General features: G+C 48.0%; 14 protein-coding genes. 7 read left to right on the forward strand and 7 right to left on the reverse strand.

Annotated elements, in window-relative coordinates; all coding sequences use genetic code 11:
• The first annotated feature begins 16 nt into the window (after positions 1–16).
• A complete protein-coding gene (locus ACYVEA_RS21695; RefSeq protein WP_461115538.1) occupies positions 17–2,605 on the forward strand; it encodes a response regulator in 2,589 nt (862 codons plus the stop codon).
• A gap of 33 nt (positions 2,606–2,638) precedes the next feature.
• On the opposite strand, the gene ACYVEA_RS21700 is transcribed toward ACYVEA_RS21695, so the two are convergent.
• The gene (locus ACYVEA_RS21700; protein ID WP_461115539.1) at positions 2,639–2,983 is read right to left on the reverse strand and encodes an aldo/keto reductase; all 345 of its coding nucleotides are present in this window, start codon (positions 2,981–2,983) and stop codon (positions 2,639–2,641) included.
• 255 nt (positions 2,984–3,238) lie between these two features.
• Between ACYVEA_RS21700 and ACYVEA_RS21705 the strand changes: the two genes are divergently transcribed.
• From ACYVEA_RS21705 to ACYVEA_RS21720, 4 genes are all read left to right on the forward strand, one after another.
• Entirely contained in the window at positions 3,239–4,153 is a 915-nt protein-coding gene (locus ACYVEA_RS21705) for a helix-turn-helix domain-containing protein (RefSeq protein WP_461115540.1), read from the forward strand.
• A 178-nt stretch (positions 4,154–4,331) separates the two neighbouring features.
• A complete protein-coding gene (locus ACYVEA_RS21710) occupies positions 4,332–4,859 on the forward strand; it encodes a GNAT family N-acetyltransferase (RefSeq protein WP_461115541.1) in 528 nt (175 codons plus the stop codon).
• A gap of 313 nt (positions 4,860–5,172) precedes the next feature.
• Positions 5,173–5,628 carry a (2Fe-2S)-binding protein gene (locus ACYVEA_RS21715; protein WP_461115542.1) on the forward strand — a complete coding sequence of 152 codons (456 nt, stop codon included), beginning with the start codon at positions 5,173–5,175 and terminating at the stop codon, positions 5,626–5,628.
• 33 nt (positions 5,629–5,661) lie between these two features.
• On the forward strand, positions 5,662–7,914 hold the full coding sequence (locus ACYVEA_RS21720; RefSeq protein WP_461115543.1) for a xanthine dehydrogenase family protein molybdopterin-binding subunit: 2,253 nt from the start codon (positions 5,662–5,664) through the stop codon (positions 7,912–7,914).
• 314 nt (positions 7,915–8,228) lie between these two features.
• On the opposite strand, the gene ACYVEA_RS21725 is transcribed toward ACYVEA_RS21720, so the two are convergent.
• The 3 genes from ACYVEA_RS21725 to ACYVEA_RS21735 form a co-directional block, all read right to left on the reverse strand.
• On the reverse strand, positions 8,229–9,218 hold the full coding sequence (locus ACYVEA_RS21725) for an aldo/keto reductase (RefSeq protein ID WP_461115544.1): 990 nt from the start codon (positions 9,216–9,218) through the stop codon (positions 8,229–8,231).
• Between the two features lie 64 nt (positions 9,219–9,282).
• The gene (locus tag ACYVEA_RS21730) at positions 9,283–10,140 is read right to left on the reverse strand and encodes a helix-turn-helix domain-containing protein (RefSeq protein WP_461115545.1); all 858 of its coding nucleotides are present in this window, start codon (positions 10,138–10,140) and stop codon (positions 9,283–9,285) included.
• A gap of 84 nt (positions 10,141–10,224) precedes the next feature.
• The gene (locus ACYVEA_RS21735) at positions 10,225–11,007 is read right to left on the reverse strand and encodes a sterol desaturase family protein (RefSeq protein ID WP_461115546.1); all 783 of its coding nucleotides are present in this window, start codon (positions 11,005–11,007) and stop codon (positions 10,225–10,227) included.
• A gap of 425 nt (positions 11,008–11,432) precedes the next feature.
• Here ACYVEA_RS21735 and ACYVEA_RS21740 point away from each other — a divergent pair, with 425 nt between their 5' ends.
• Positions 11,433–11,924 carry a ferritin-like domain-containing protein gene (locus tag ACYVEA_RS21740; RefSeq protein WP_461115547.1) on the forward strand — a complete coding sequence of 164 codons (492 nt, stop codon included), beginning with the start codon at positions 11,433–11,435 and terminating at the stop codon, positions 11,922–11,924.
• Between the two features lie 230 nt (positions 11,925–12,154).
• Complete coding sequence (locus ACYVEA_RS21745; RefSeq protein ID WP_461115548.1) at positions 12,155–13,063, forward strand: manganese catalase family protein; 909 nt, start codon at positions 12,155–12,157, stop codon at positions 13,061–13,063.
• 252 nt (positions 13,064–13,315) lie between these two features.
• Here ACYVEA_RS21745 and ACYVEA_RS21750 read toward each other — a convergent pair whose 3' ends face one another.
• Genes ACYVEA_RS21750 through ACYVEA_RS21760 form a run of 3 tightly spaced genes read right to left on the reverse strand, consistent with a single transcriptional unit; the run spans position 13,316 to position 15,626 of the window.
• Positions 13,316–13,924, reverse strand: coding sequence for a hypothetical protein (locus ACYVEA_RS21750; RefSeq protein WP_461115549.1), 609 nt, complete (start codon positions 13,922–13,924; stop codon positions 13,316–13,318).
• Between the two features lie 38 nt (positions 13,925–13,962).
• The gene (locus ACYVEA_RS21755; protein WP_461115550.1) at positions 13,963–14,460 is read right to left on the reverse strand and encodes a hypothetical protein; all 498 of its coding nucleotides are present in this window, start codon (positions 14,458–14,460) and stop codon (positions 13,963–13,965) included.
• Between the two features lie 11 nt (positions 14,461–14,471).
• A complete protein-coding gene (locus ACYVEA_RS21760) occupies positions 14,472–15,626 on the reverse strand; it encodes a zinc-dependent alcohol dehydrogenase (protein WP_461115551.1) in 1,155 nt (384 codons plus the stop codon).
• Between the last annotated feature and the right edge of the window lie 477 nt (positions 15,627–16,103).

The following is a 16,103-nucleotide window of genomic DNA, read 5'->3' on the forward strand; positions in this document are numbered from 1 at the left end:
AATTGAACATGTTGAGATGAATAAAAATAAACGCATTCCCTTGATGATCGCCACGGGTTTACTGATTACAGTACTCATTGGTATAAACGCACGTCAGACACTTAAACAATTAATCAAAATGAACAACTGGGTAGTGCATACCCATTTGGTACTTAACAAGACGCAGCATTTATTAGCACTGCTCACTAATCTGGATAATGACTTAAGAGCCTATTTGCTAAGCAACAACTCTTATTTCAAAAAGGATTTCGATCGTAGCAGTCAGGAAATGAAAAGGGAACTCAAATTGCTACAGGCCCTGACAATTGATAATCCCATTCAAAAAAAACGGATACAATCACTGGATAAACTTCTAGAGACAAAGCTTACCCGCAGCCAATCGTTGTTTGATACAGGATTTGTAAAGAACGGGACAGCCCGACTTGATTCAATCGAACAGCTTTTAAGTTTAAGCCGACAATTCGATCAAGTGCTCAAGGCAACCGATAGCTATGAAAATGTACTGCTCGAAACACGTACTGCTCAGAGCAAACGATCGGCCGAGTATGCTACAATCAGCAATCTGATAGGTGCTATTACAGCCTTAGCCATGATCCTATGGGCTATGTATCTGATTAGCCAGGCGTTACGAAATAGTAATAGAATGAACCAAAAACTATCTGAAAGTGAACAACAATTGAAAACATTGCTGGAAGCAGTCCCAGTCCCCGTTGTTATCGTCGACCGATATGGCAAGTTTTATTTGGCAAACGGAGCGGCTACCCAGTTATTTGGTAGCCAGAAAGAGTTCGACTCATACCCACAAATGATGAACTCGGTTATGTACTACCGATTCCCGGATGGTGAACCATATCCCATTGAGCAAAGGCCTACGTACCGTGCCTTACAGGGCGAAGCGTCCAGAGTCGATGACATTGAAATTCGTATGAATGGTAAGGTGATCCAGCTACTTTGCTCATCATCACCCGTTTATAATGCAGATGGGGCTTTAGAATACGTAGTTACATCGAGCATTGACATTAGTGAACGCGTCCAGTCGCAACAACGATTGCAGGAAGCAAAAGAAATAGCGGAAAAAGCCGTGAAGCTTAAAGAGAATTTTTTAGCTAACATGAGCCATGAAATCCGTACGCCCCTGAATGCCATGCTTGGCTTTTCTGAATTACTGGGGACAACAGTCCTTGATAATGAGCAGAAAGAGTTTATTGGGCTTATAAGAACAGCAGGTAAAAATCTGCTGACTATCATTAATGACATTCTTGATATATCCAAGATTGAAGCAGGCATGATACGTCTGGAGTCCATTCCGTTCAGCATTCAACTGCTCACAGGTTCTATAAAGACAATGTTTCAGCCAACAGCAGCCGATAAAAATTTGCAGCTAACCGTTGAAACAGACCCCAACCTTCCACCGGTTTTTCTGGGAGATCCAACACGACTAACTCAAATTTTACTTAATCTGCTCAGTAATGCCATTAAGTTCACGAAAAAAGGGGGTGTAGCATTACGTGTCGAGAAAGGCGAATCAACAACCGAATCTGTTCGTGTTCGTATTATCATTCAGGATACGGGGATTGGCATTGAGCCCGATGCATTACCTCACATTTTCGAGCGCTTCCAGCAGGCCAACGATTTCACTACCAGATACTATGGTGGCACGGGCCTTGGGCTAAACATCGTCAAATCCCTAACTGAGTTACAGGGCGGCTCAATCATCGTAGATAGTACCGTGGGGGAAGGTTCGCGGTTTACGATTGAGATTCCGTACTCCATCGCCAAAGAACAGGTTAACCTTGATCAAAGTCGACGCGCTTCAGGAAAAAAAGCCGACGAACGGGACGTACGTGTTTTAGTAGTAGAGGACAACCTGATGAATCAAAAACTGGTACTTCAGGTACTAAAGCGGTTAGGATACCAGGCAAAAGTCGCTGATGATGGACAAAAAGCACTTGACATGATTCAGGAAACTGCCTTTGATGTGATCCTGATGGATATTCAAATGCCTATTATGGACGGATACGAAACGACTCGCCAAATCCGATCTAAGTTTAACAAAACCGTTCCTATCATTGCCATGACAGCGCATGCCCTGGCCAGTGAACAGGAAGAATGCCTCAAGGCAGGCATGAATGATTTCCTTTCCAAACCCTTCAAGATGGAAGAACTCCAGCAATTGATACGTAAGTACCTGCCAGTTAACAATTCGGTTGAACTAGCAACGACCATGACTGAGCCAACCGCCCAGCCCTCAAGTAACTTCTCGGCCGAGTTACTGCTGGAAGCGGTAGGAAACGATCTGGATCTAGCCATTGAGTTACTGGATATATATGTGAGCCAGACGCCCGAGGAGATCGAAAAATTACAACTGGCTCTAGATCAACAGGATACCGTAACCGTAGGCAGGTTAATTCACACGCAGAAGGTTCACACTAAAATGCTCGGCATGAGCAGAGCTACCCAATTAATTCTGGACACAGAAGCACTTGTGAGACAAAACGGAGCTATTAAGGACATCCTCCCGCTTATGAAACAGTATATAATAGAAGTAAAAGCGGTCTTACCTCATATCACCCTTTATTTAGAGTCAATGCAGACGGCTCGCTAAACTCGATTTATCGCTTTCTTTCAAGCATACACCTTACAGGGAGCCTAATTTCCATGCTCCATTTTCGTGAATATACACTTCCGGATGCCGCACCCTTCCTTTTTTATAGAGGTCCTGCATAGCCCGACACTCGCCATACACATCCCCGAACGGCTGGTGTATCAGGTATATATCCAGATAGTCCAGTTGCAGCTTTTGAAGAGAGGTCTCGAAGGCTTTCTTCGTACCCTGGTAGCCATCAGATTGAATCCAGAGCTTGGTCGTGATAAATAACTCGTCTCTGGGCAAGCTACTTTTTTTGATGGCCTGCCCCACGGCGGCCTCATTGCCATACGAAGCCGCTGTATCAATTAACCGATTAGCCAATGGCGATGGCATTCAATACGCTATGTTCACATTCGGCCAGATCGGGAACCTGGAAAACACCAAATCCCAGAAGGGGCATTTCTACCCCATTGTTCAGCATTACGTGTTGCATAGGTACTTTACGTTGACAGAGCAAAGGTCTTCTCATTTACTGGCCTGACTGGTATACAGATTACGGGGATTACAACCAATATTCCTGATTAGGCTAGACGCATCAGGCACGGTGTCAGGAAAGCGTTAATTTTGAGATAGATAACCAATAGTGCTATGGACCCTCTGCGACGGTTTGATACAATCAGTGATTACAACGTATTCAATAAGCATGAAACGCTTCACCCGCTGGTCAGTGTCATCGACTTTTCGAAGGCCAATCCGAGAAAAGGCTCAGGCATGTATTTTGGCTTTTATGCCATATTGTTAAAAGACGTAAAATGCGGAGATATGGTGTATGGCCGCCATATCTATGATTATCAGGAAGGCACTCTGGTTTTTCTGGCACCGGGCCAGATAGCTGGTCTGAACAGCCATGGCGATACGTATCAGCCCAAAGGACATGGCCTGGTTTTTCATTCGGATCTGATCCACGGCACTGCCCTGGGCCGACATATTCAGGATTACACGTTCTTCAGGTATCAATCGAACGAAGCCCTGCACTTGTCCAAACGAGAGCGGGAAATTGTGTTGGATTCCTTCTCAAAAATTCACTACGAACTGGAACACGCCATCGACAAGCACAGCAGGCGATTGATCGTGTCTACAATCGAGCTGTTCCTGAATTACTGTACCCGTTTTCACGACCGCCAGTTCATCACCCGGAACCATGTGCATGAGGGAATTTTAGAGCGGTTCGAACAGTTGCTGAACGCGTATTATCAAACCGATAAACCGCAACTTCCAGGATTGCCTTTGGTAGCCTACTGTGCCAGTGAATTGAACTTATCGGCCAACTATTTTGGCGATCTGATTAAAAAGAAAACCGGCAAAACGGCACAGGAATACATCCAATCAAAAGTGATTGACGTGGCCAAAGAGCAACTATTTGACCATAGCAAATCGGTTAGTCAGGTAGCGTATAACCTGGGTTTTAGGTACCCCCAGCATTTTATCCGGTTGTTCAAGCAACGAGTTGGCCAATCGCCCAATGAGTACCGCCGGACCGCCGAAGCAGCAAAAAGCCGTTGAACAATAGATCTATCAGCTTACTCAGGCTGACGCTCGCTTGAAAAACACCCCCGTCCGCGCGGTTGTTTGACTTGCCAGTCTCCGTTCCTGGCAGTGGGAAGTTCCAGCGGATACGTACCATTACAGAGTTATGACTCAGAACCAACGCTATCAACCTTAAGGCACCTAACCTATGACTATGCACATTAGACAAGAAACGCCGGCCGACTACATGGCGGTCTCGGCCCTGATTCAAGCCGCCTATCGCGAGGTCCCCTACAGTGACAAGAAAGAACAGCTGATGGTGGAGCGACTCCGCCGATCCAGTGCCTTTATCCCTCAGCTGTCGCTGGTGGCCCAAGCTGATACGGGCGAGTTGGTAGGTCATATCCTGATGACCAAGCTCCATATCCAACACCAGCACCAACGGTACCCAGGACTGGCTTTAGCTCCCCTGTCGATACCACCAGCCTATCAAAATCAGGGCATTGGCAGTCAACTGATTCGGTCCAGTCACGCCATCGCCCAAGCGCTGGGTTATGACTATAGCGTTGTCTTAGGCCATGCTACGTATTACCCTAAATTTGGCTATGAACAGCTTAGTCAGTATGCCATTGAGTTGCCGATTCAGGTGGCGGATGAAAACAGCATGATTATGGCATTACAGGAAAACGGCTTGGCGGGCGTACGGGGTAAGGTTGTCTACGCAACTGAATTTTTCAGCTAGCCATCGACGCGACGTCGGTGGCTTGCGCAGGGATGCCGGGTAGTCATGCGCTTTCATCCAGTCAACTCGGAGTCGGCGAAGACTATACCAGGTAGAATTTTCCAACATCGCAGAAGGCAGTCTTTACAAACCTATACGTATAGTTTGCTTCGATTTAATCAGTAAAAAAAGGTAGTAAAATCCGTAATCTGTATACCCACTATTATCCCTATAAACCAGATCTTTGTAAAGACACCATCCGGGCTAAACTGACTGATAGTGACGCTGGCGACAGTGAAACCGCTTAATCTCATCGACTAAACCTTATATACCCGTGGCAAAATTTAGCTTAAAAATTAACGAAAAAATCAGACAGGTAGACGCCGACCCATCGACGCCCATGCTTTGGGTACTCCGTGATCACCTGGACTTATCCGGCACTAAATATGGCTGTGGTATCGCCCAGTGCGGAGCCTGCACCGTTCATCTGGATGGCACGGCAGTACGTTCCTGTCAGTTGCCCGTTTCGGTCGTTGGTAAGCAGTCCATCACCACCATCGAAGGGCTGTCTGCCAACGGTGACCACCCTGTGCAAAAAGCCTGGCTGGAACATGACGTAGCGCAGTGCGGCTACTGTCAGTCGGGGCAAATGATGAGCGCGGCTTCGTTGCTAAAGACTAATCCGAAACCCACCGACGCTGATATTGATGCGGCTATGAGTGGCAATATTTGCCGGTGTGGCACGTACCTACGCATTAGAGAAGCTATTAAATCAGCCGCCAGGAAGTAATACCCGGACTCCAACCCGTAAAAAACCTTAACCATGAATACGAATAAAACTACCTATAACAGGCGATCTTTCTTGAAGGCTTCATTGCTTTCAGGCGGTGGCCTACTGCTCAGTGTTAGCTGGTTGTCGAGCTTTGCTTCGGCCGATAAAATGCGGGCGCTGAACTTGCCTGAGCAGTGGGCCCAACTCAACGGCTATATTCAGATTACACCCGACAATGTGGTTAAACTCATCTGCCCAAACCCCGAATTTGGCCAGAATGTGATGACGTCACTGCCAATGATGCTGGCCGAGGAGTTAGATGCCGACTGGAAAAACGTGGTCGTTGAGATGGGGCCGCATGACAACGCAAAATTAGGGCCACAGTTTACCGGTGGAAGTAATTCGATACGGATGTACTGGAAACCACTCCGGGAAGCCGGGGCAGCCGCCCGACAAATGCTGCGCGAGGCAGCCGCCCAAACATGGAATGTGCCTGTTGAGGAAGTGACGACCAAGGGAGGCTTGTTGCATCATTCGAGTGGTAAATCGGCGAAGTATGGCGAAATGGCTAGCAAAGCCGCCACCGTTGCTGTGCCGAAAGGCATGAAACTGAAAACCCCGAAAGAGTTTACGATCGTACGGAAATCGAAGAAAAATGTAGAGGGGCAAAAAATAATCACGGGCAAACCACTTTTTGGCTTGGACTACCGGGCTGAGGGTATGCTGATTGCCATGATTCAACATCCGCCCGCCTTTGGCATGAAGCTCAAATCGTTCGATGCTTCGCAAACCCTCAAAATGCCGGGCATCACCGATGTCTTCAGCCTGAAATTATACGAAGATGGCTTCGAACAGGGCGGTTTCGATACCCGTACCTTCAACGATCTACTGGTCGTAGTAGGCAAAACAACCTGGGAGGTTATGAATGCCCGCAAAAAGCTCGTGGCCCAGTGGGAGCCGACCGGCGACATCAAGGATACTATGGGCGGTCGGGGTGGCAAAAAAGAAGTTACAGTTCCGGGCGGGCTGGAAAGTACCACTGCCCAGCTTGAGAAAATGCAGGAAATGGCAAAAAAGCCTGCGCAGCAGTTGCGGAAAGACGGCGACCCCGAAACGGCATTCAAAAATGCGGCTCAGATTATCGAACGCACCTACAATGCCCCTTTTCTGGCCCACAATTGCATGGAACCGATGAACTTCTTCGCCCATGTGACGGATGAAAAGGCCCTATTGGTTGGCCCTTTGCAGGCACCAGGGTGGATCGAACCGACGCTGTCGAAGCTATTAAATCTTCCTGCCGACAGGATTGAGATTCAGATGACACGGATGGGTGGAGGCTTTGGTCGTCGGGCGTATGGCCATTATCTCAGCGAAGCGGCTCTGATCTCGAAGAAAGCCAAAGCGCCAATCAAATTGATTTACACCCGCGAAGACGACATGACCTATGGCATTTATCGCCCGATGTACACCGCTACGTATCGGGCTGCTTTAGATGCCAATAAAAATCTGATCGGTTTCCATGTAAAAGGGGGCGGCATACCGGAGCATGCCATACATGCCAACCGATTCCCGGCTGGAGCGGTTGAGAATTACCTGGCTGAAGGTTGGGAGATTCCATCCAATATAACCATTGGTGCCTTTCGGGCCCCGCGTTCAAACTTTAATGCAGCCGCCGAGCAATCCTTCCTAGACGAAGTGGCCGAGGCTATGGGGAAAGACCCCATTGAGTTTAGACTGGAGCTTTTGAAACGGGCAAAAGAAAATCCGGTGGGAAAAAATAATGAGTATGACGCCGACCGGTATGCGGGTGTGCTCACATTGGTTCACGACAAATCGAGCTGGAATAAGCCGGGCAGTGAGACGTACCATCGCGGGGTTGCCGCTTATTTCTGCCATAACTCGTATGCAGCGCACGTAGTCGACATGGTGACCCGTGATGGTCAACCGTATGTAGAGCGGGTATTCAGTGCTATAGACTGTGGTATTGTGATCAACCCCGATTCGGCCAGAAATATGGTGCAGGGGGCCGTTGTCGACGGGATCGGTAATGCATTCTACGGAGCTCTGACACACAAAAATGGAGCGCCCGAGCAAACCAACTTTAATAACTACCGGATCATTCGACATAACGAGGCCCCAAAAACAATTGAGGTCCACTTTGTCGAAAACGACCTCGACCCGACCGGCTTAGGCGAGCCTCCATTCCCGCCTGTGTTTGGCGCGGTGGCCAATGCGTTGTACAAAACCACCGGCAAACGGCACTACAACCAGCCGTTTAAACCTGATCTGGATAAGCGGATTTAGGCCTAATCTACCTTGGCAAGTTTTGTTACGTCAGTCGTCTGGTACGTACCTAAATCTACAAAAAAGTGTGCGGTCTTTTGGACAACCGGCTCCCGATAATCCCTTTGCAGGGCAAGCGGAAGCCCGACCTGAATTATATTCCATTGGCCACCGTCTACTGAAAAGATGAACCTCGCTTTACCTCAACACCAGATGAGTACGAGATAAGATCATGACAAGCGATGACTCCCTAGTAATCGCCTACGTCAACGCTTTTTTACGGTATAGCAGGCGATTACTAGGGAGTTATATCAGGTTGTATCCAGACAGTATGGTTACCGATCTAAGGCATTCATAAATCGCTCCGGGTAGCGGGTTCCCGAAGCGATTCCTACTGGCATAATCGCTCCAATGCTTTGCAAATCCTCCTGGGTGAATGTTACCTGTTCGGCCGCTATATTTTCCTCAAGATGGATGATGCGTTTGGAGCCGGGGATAGTAATAATATCGTCGCCCTGGGCGAGCACCCAGGCAAGCGCCAACTGAGCGGGCGTGCAGCCTTTTTCGGTGGACAGCCATTTAATTTTTTCGACTAGCTCCAGATTTTTGTAAAAATTCTCTCCCTGGTAGCGGGGCATGTTGACACGACTATCTTTGAGGTCTGTCGGCGTTTTAATGTCTCCGCTCAGAAAGCCTCGACTTAACGGGGCGTAGGCTACCAGCCCGATCCCTAACTCCCGAATGGTTGGCAGAATTTCAGCTTCAATATCGCGGCTCCAGAGCGAATACTCGATCTGCAAGGCGGTGATAGAATGGACAGTAGCCGCCTTACGAATCGAGTCGACCGACGCTTCTGAGAGGCCGATATAACGAATCAATCCCTTCTGCACTAAATCGGCTAGTGCGCCGACTATTTCTTCAATAGGAATAGCCGGATCCACCCGCGCAGGCGTGTAGAGATCGATATAGTCCGTTTCAAGACGGCGCAGACTATAAAAAACCGCGTTGCGAAGATAATCCGGATGGCCGCTAACCGGACCTGGACCTATAGCCCCGTTCAGTCCGGGCGCGTATAACTGCCCCGTTTTTACCGATAGAAAGGCTTTGTCACGCTTGTTTTTGATGGCCCGGGCAATTAGCTCCTCGTTGTGGCCAACAGCATAATAATCGGCCGTGTCCAGGAAGTTGTGTTCCCGTTCGAGGGCTCTTTCAATAGTGGCGATGGCTTCTTTTTCGTCGGATTGCCCGTAAGCTCCCGACATGCCCATGCAGCCTAATCCGATGGCCGATACCAGCGGGCCGTTGGTTCCTAGTTTTCTGTTCATCATCTTGATTATTAGTGAGAACAAAGGTCTGGGGAACAGCAGGGAATGAGCTGGACAAAACGTATTAGTTCCCTGACAAATCCTGCACGAAGGTGGCTATTGTTTGCCCCGTTACTTTTTTGAACAAACGGGAGAAGTAGTCAGGATCGTTGAAACCCAAATCGTAGGCTAGTTCCTTAATGGAGCTTTCTGCATAATACAGACGGCGTTTGGCCTCCAGAATGAGCCGGTTGGTGATGAACTCTTTGGGGGAAAGGCCGGAGTAATGCTTAACAATAGTATATAAACTGTTGGTGTTGAGCGCGAGTTTTTGGGCAATGTCGTTGACCGTTGTATGATCGGTGAGGTTGTCTTCGACGAAGAGTTTGAACCGGATGTAGGTAGAAAGTTTGTCATCGGCGGGACGTTTGTCGGTGGAAAAATAAGCCATGTTGATTTCGGTTAACAGGCTATTGAGGTGAGCTAGGATGAGTTCAGGCTCCGTGTCGGCCACACTTAATACGTTGAGCAACAGCTCGAAGATGGATTTGACTCTGGCAGCTGCCGATGGGGTAAACTGTATTTTTTGATTATTGAACGGGTTGACAAGGAAAGGATATTGTCTGGGTAGCAAGGAGAGGCAGTTTTCATCAAAACCCAGCTTGACATAGTTAGTACCTTCTTTCGTAGCTGGTAACCGATGAATCTGGTGAGGTAAAACAAAAAGGAACTCGTTGGCCCCTATATCAAACTGCTCAAGATCGACCCCGTGATGGGTGTGGCCTTCCAGCATAAATAGAAAAAAATAGTACGGCTTGCGGTGAGTAAGGCCATATTGTTGAGCAATTTCAGGTGGGAGATGACCGAACGTAGGCGAAATAATGCGGATGGCGAGTTTGTTGTTTTGTCTGTTATGAGTAAGCAGTGGGTCAATATTTTGCATTGGGCAAAAATAATGAAAATAAGTAGGGCTTGCCGAGCGACCACGACGTGATCTCACGTACAATTCTGTATTTGACTAGTAAATTCAACCGGAGCCCTTCTTGCTTTTCTGGGTAAAGAGTCGGTGAAAATCCGGACTTTCGGTATTCATCCATTTATCCCAAAACGTAAAGTAGAGACCAAAGTTATAGCGGAACTGACTGTGGTGCAGGCTATGGTGGGTAGCTCCAATTAACCAGCGGCCCAGCCAGTGTCGATCAAACGCATGCGGATATATTTCCGTATTTAAATGATTGATTGCCCCGGAAAAGGTCATGATGATCAGAATAAGACCAACAGCCGTACTATGCAAGGGTAATACAAAGGTCAACGCTGGAATGACCAGCGCTTGTAGCGTACTCTCAAGCGGGTGAAACGAAAAGGCCGTCCAGGGGGAAGTCGTCAGGCTATCATGATGAACTTTATGGACCCACCGATAGACGCCAGGGCGGTGCATCCACCGATGAAGCCAGTAGTAATAGGTTTCATGGATGAGTAAAACCAAACCGATGCTGATGGGATACCAAACTAATCCATAGGCATGGATGTCGGTGTAAATTTTCGTGTACCCGTGCTGATAAGCCACCATAACGACTGAGGCTATAGCCGTAAAAATTAGGGAGGTCAGCACCGACCAGCCAATCTCACGCCAATGCTGACCAGTTTTAACAGGACGCACCTGAATAGCCTGGTGAGTCTGCCGGGCATTCTTATCTCTCGAGAAGAGCCACCAGAAGGCCAGTGAGAACAGGACGTAACGCCCAAAAATGGCTATAAAAAACAAGAGCGCTGTCAAGCCTAGGTTAAACCAGGAGGTAATCTGAATCATGGTACGTTGATCAATCAGAGGCTGTAACCAGGGTTATCCTGTTAATGTTGAGACAAATTGCCCAACGGTTACGCTTTTCAACATTGGTGAACCTGGTTTCTTATTTTTATAATGTCAGTAACTCATTTTGTTGAGTAGGTTCGCATCAACCAGAGAGCTATCCAACTACTACGTCTAATGGTTTTTTGAAGGACTACGTTCATCGTGTTATCTGATATTTCCGGCAAAAAATAAACTTCCCTTTCTTTCCCTGGCTGCCCTTCCATAAGTCGAGCCATGCCGTCTACCAGGCTCCGGCTATCTATGTAAACGCTACGTAAACGAGTTTTTAGAGAAAGGACCACTGCCTCACATCCGATAGCCATATAGCTTGTATCGATGTTGTCCTAGAGTCAACGCAAACAAATAAACTTGACAATCGACGTATGGAAACAATGGATGATTTTTTTGAGCACACCATTCAGGATATGTATTCTGCTGAAAAACAGGCGCTGGAAGCGATGCCCCAACTCGTTGAACGAGTCCAAAGCGATCAGCTTCGGCAGGCGATGCAGGTCCATCAACGGGAATCGGAAAGCCAGTTAACCCGCCTGGAACAGATTGCCAAGCAGTTAGGTATTGACCCCGATGGGGAGACTTGTATGGCCATGCAAGGGCTTGTTGAAGAAGCTCAGGACTTACTGGATCAATTAGAAGATGGCCCCCTGGCAGATGCTGCCATCATTGGCGCTGCTCAGAAGATGGAACACTATGAGATTGCCAGTTATGGTACGGCGCGAACCCTAGCCCTGCAAACCGGCCTCGAGCAGATTGCCAATTTACTGGAGACCACCTTGAGAGAAGAGAAAGCGGCCGATCAGAAACTCACTTACATTGCGATGAGTTCGGTCAACCTCAAAGCCGCTCAACTGCAGTAGTCTTCGCCAAACCCGACTACAATCTGCTTTTTTATACCTATAAGAGGTGGTGACAACTACGTCACCACCTCTTATAGGTTAAACGTGTTTATCATTTGTTGAGACGAATACGTCTTTTGAGAAACAGGCCCATTGCCTCACAGGAAACAGCTTTTTCCAAACTATAGGCAAGTGGAGCAGGTTGCGTTGATGGACAAGTGTTCCAGACTTCTTAACTAGACCATAAGGTTATGATTTTAAAGATGGACCGGCTTCCTATTGAGCTGCCCGTACCCAAGAACCCATCGGCTAACGATGCTGCAGCCATTCAGGAACTACTAGGAGGTAAATTCGGCGAGATGTCAACGCTGATGAACTACACCTTTCAATCTTTTAACTTTCGGGGTCGGAAGAAGATTCGTCCCTTTTACGATGTAATCGCCAGTATTGCAGGCGAAGAATACGGCCATATCGAGGTGGTATCTTACGCCATTAATCTGCTCCTGACAGGTGTAACCAAACGGGGATTCGATCCCGTTACAGCCCCGTTGGCCGATGCCGCTAATGCCCGCAATACGTATCATTATATTGCCAGTGGACAAGGATCCTTACCTGTCGACTCGATGGGTAATTTCTGGAGTGGACAGAATGTATTTAGCAGCGGCAATTTGAAACTGGATCTGCTCCACAATTTCTTTCTGGAATGCGGTGCGCGGGGCAACAAAATGCGTGCTTACGAAATGGTATCAGACCCAACGGCTCGCACAATGGTAGGTTATTTGCTGGTACGTGGTGGATTACACATTGTAGCTTATGCTAAAGCGCTGGAAAAACTCACCGGTGTAGAAGTCACTAAACTTCTACCAATTCCGGATTTAAGTAATAATGCTTTTCCCGAAGCCAGGAAGTTTATGGATCAAAAGCTGCATTTGCAGCTGTACACCTTTAGCCAGGATGATTACAAGCAGGCAGGCCTTATCTGGAATGGTCCCCATCCCGATGACGGACAGGAATGCGTAGTAATCGAGGGAGCCATTCCCGGCTATCCGGTTCCTGATTTAGAGGAAGAGCCTCAACTTAATGCCCCGGGCGCTGATGATTTTGATCCCCAGGTATTTGCTGATATGGCAAAGAAAATGGGCATTAAATACGAGTATTAAGCCTACTATATTTATTTAGGGCATTGGTTTATAGCCGTGTTACGGCTATAAACCAATGCCCTATTATCATCTGCCGATATATAACGGGAGGACTCTTAAAAAAAGAATCTTTCCTGTTATATATCGGCAGATGGCTTTATAAAGGCTTGCTTCCGATTCCTTTCAGGTACAGCTGTGAATGGCCCTGAAACAATATTCGAAAGCCAAAACGCAAGCGAAAAATCATTTGATTCCTGAATCTGTATACAGCACCTATACATGCACCAGGTAATCCGTCAGCAGTTTCCACTGGATTTTTTGGTAAAATAGCCAGCCTGTCTCTGCAATGAATGTGTTGATAAGAGCGCGCTCTCCGGCCTGCGGCTGTTGGTTGTTAATCGCTTCCTGCTGGCCAATTTCAAAGGCGCTCAGGGTACACCCCACTAATTCGACCCGAAATGTGCTGCGAGCCTGCTGATTGAAAAAGTGTTCAATCTGGTCCGGCTTGTTGGCCAATGGATCCGGGCAGGGCTGAACCGTGAATTCTGCTCGTTTTTTGTCTATGGATTTATGGGTAACCCGTACCCAATTTCCTGGCGCTGGACCGGGCAATATAATTTTAACAAAATCGTCTACATCGACTGGTCTATCCAGTTTGGCTTTACCAGCCGAATCGTAGAGCGCAAAGTCTGCCGAAATGCTGGAAAGAGCCGACCAGCCGTTCACATTCAGTAGTTTATCAACAGAGCGGGCAAAGGCTTCTTCGGCCACCAATTCGTTCGGGAACGTAGCGTGACTGGCATACGTCATATCTTTGGTAGCCTCACCCTGAATTACTTTCGTTTCGTGTTGAAGCTGATCAACAATCGTCTTAAGTTTCATACATACAGGGATTTAGTAGCACTATTACGCCCGTCTCTCTACAGGGTTGATTTTCTCTTGTTTCGATTTACCAGAACTACCAGTGCGGTGGTGACAGCAACCCCGATTAGTACGTTTTTGGCCAAGCCCATGCGATTATACTTCCAGTCCGCTTTCCAGCCCTTTTCAGCGAAAATATTCGGTATATGTCCTTGTCGCAGATCATCTACGATCCCCTCCACTACGTTAATCCGATCAGCCAGCAGTAAGGGGAGCCAGTGGCCATATTCCGACTCCGACGATTTGAAGGCGTACCGGCGGATGGCACCGCTCAGGCCGGAAGGTGGTGCAGACGTACCAAAAACGGCAGTAAGATTTGGCCGCTCGTTGGATTTAAGTATTTCCACGGTTACTTCCTGAAGCGGGGGCCTTTCCCAGTTAATCCGCTGGTGATCGTCGCCCGTATAGTTTTTCATTGGGTAAGTGGGCTCATTTTTCGGGTCAGCGTCTATTCCCCACCCATTTATATGCGAATACTCGTTTGGAATCTGTTCCATGATTTGACAGTTTATTTTCTGGCGGAAGGGGGAATAAGAATAGGTTTGATACAATTGTCCAGCTTAGCCGAAAAAATATGGTAGGCATCGGCAACTTCTTCTAAAGGCACCCGATGCGTAATGATGGCCTTGGGATCAAGACGGCCAGCCTGTATATGGTCGATCAGTCGGGGTAGCAGCCGTTTAACCGACGCCTGATTGGCCCGAATAGTGATACCTTTATTCACTACGTTGCCAATGGGTACCAGATTATCAGTGGGCCCATACACGCCTACAATTGACACGATACCGCCTTTTTTAACCGAGTTTATCGCCCAGTGAAGCGCGGTGGCCGAGCCTGCCTGTAGTAATAGTTTCTTTCCCGTAATGGTTTGTAAAGGACTGCCGGAGGCATCTCCACCTACAGCATCAATACAAACGTCCGCGCCAAACCAGTCAGTCGTTTTCTTGATAAATAAAACGGGATCTTCCATTGACCGGAAGTTATAGGCTTCACAATGAGCATAGTTTCGGACGAAGTCAAGCCGATACTCCAGGTGGTCAATAACAATGACCCGGCCAGCACCAAACAACCAGGCACACTTGGCAGCCATAATACCCACGGGCCCAGCGCCGAACACTACGACCGTATCACCCGGCTTAATTCCGCCCATCTCGGCAGCCTGATAGCCTGTCGGTACTACGTCGGTTAACAGAACGGCATCATCATGATCCATCCAGTCCGGAATAATTGTTGGCCCTACATCAGCATAAGGCACACGCACAAATTCAGCTTGCCCGCCATCATAGCCACCGGCTGTGTGTGAGTACCCAAAGATACCACCCACGGCTGTAGCCTGCGGATTTGATTCATGGCAATTGCCAAAAAGGCCCTGCTTACAAAAAGCACAGGTTCCACAAGCGACGTTGAAGGGAACGATGACATTATCACCCACCGCCAGTTTCTGAACCGATGAGCCAATCTCTTCGACGACGCCGATAAACTCGTGGCCAAACGTCATGCCTACCCGAGTATCGGGAACAAGCCCATGATAGAGGTGCAGGTCCGACCCACAGATGCAGGAACGGGTGACCCGAACAATCGCGTCACCGGGGTGAAGTATTTCTGGATAAGGCTTGTGGGCGGCCCGAACTCGAAACGGCCCCCGGTAATTCATAGCAAGCATAGGCTCTAACTTTTAGTTGATTTTGTCGTTAGGAAACTTAGTGGTTACCCGTTTTTTCGGAGGAACGATCACCTGTTTCAGTCTCGTCCTTCCAGTCACCATCTTCCGATTTGGATAACCCTGGTGCAGCTAATCACGGCGACTAGCCTTGTATTTCATCCGCCGAACTGAACTCCTCAGGCGAGGGTTCGTTACGTTCAAACTCTATTCCTCCTTACGTAGCGCATCAGCTATCTCATTAATAAGGCAACGGTACTTTGGCTATAGCTGTACTGCGTTCCTGTTCTCACCGGGCTATGGATCTTCACGTAGCGGAAAGAGACGATACTCCTTTACCGATAAGTACTGATTGACACGGGCGTAAGGTTGTCGGAATTAGTATTGACCAGTCAAGAAAATTAAATCAGCCATCAACTACTTAGCTGAGTTGTCAGTTATTATTACGGTCATCTACCTTTCTTAAGGCTGCCAGCGCTG

It is taken from the genome of Spirosoma jeollabukense (assembly GCF_054777855.1).

Bases quoted from the DNA above. Each gene is read 5' to 3' on its own strand.
- ACYVEA_RS21695 (WP_461115538.1), top strand. From the start codon at position 17: ATGAATAAAAATAAACGCATTCCCTTGATGATCGCCACGGGTTTACTG.
- ACYVEA_RS21700 (WP_461115539.1), bottom strand. From the start codon at position 2,983: ATGCCATCGCCATTGGCTAATCGGTTAATTGATACAGCGGCTTCGTAT.
- ACYVEA_RS21705 (WP_461115540.1), top strand. From the start codon at position 3,239: ATGGACCCTCTGCGACGGTTTGATACAATCAGTGATTACAACGTATTC.
- ACYVEA_RS21710 (WP_461115541.1), top strand. From the start codon at position 4,332: ATGCACATTAGACAAGAAACGCCGGCCGACTACATGGCGGTCTCGGCC.
- ACYVEA_RS21720 (WP_461115543.1), top strand. From the start codon at position 5,662: ATGAATACGAATAAAACTACCTATAACAGGCGATCTTTCTTGAAGGCT.
- ACYVEA_RS21725 (WP_461115544.1), bottom strand. From the start codon at position 9,218: ATGAACAGAAAACTAGGAACCAACGGCCCGCTGGTATCGGCCATCGGA.
- ACYVEA_RS21730 (WP_461115545.1), bottom strand. From the start codon at position 10,140: ATGCAAAATATTGACCCACTGCTTACTCATAACAGACAAAACAACAAA.
- ACYVEA_RS21735 (WP_461115546.1), bottom strand. From the start codon at position 11,007: ATGATTCAGATTACCTCCTGGTTTAACCTAGGCTTGACAGCGCTCTTG.
- ACYVEA_RS21740 (WP_461115547.1), top strand. From the start codon at position 11,433: ATGGAAACAATGGATGATTTTTTTGAGCACACCATTCAGGATATGTAT.
- ACYVEA_RS21745 (WP_461115548.1), top strand. From the start codon at position 12,155: ATGATTTTAAAGATGGACCGGCTTCCTATTGAGCTGCCCGTACCCAAG.
- ACYVEA_RS21750 (WP_461115549.1), bottom strand. From the start codon at position 13,924: ATGAAACTTAAGACGATTGTTGATCAGCTTCAACACGAAACGAAAGTA.
- ACYVEA_RS21755 (WP_461115550.1), bottom strand. From the start codon at position 14,460: ATGGAACAGATTCCAAACGAGTATTCGCATATAAATGGGTGGGGAATA.
- ACYVEA_RS21760 (WP_461115551.1), bottom strand. From the start codon at position 15,626: ATGCTTGCTATGAATTACCGGGGGCCGTTTCGAGTTCGGGCCGCCCAC.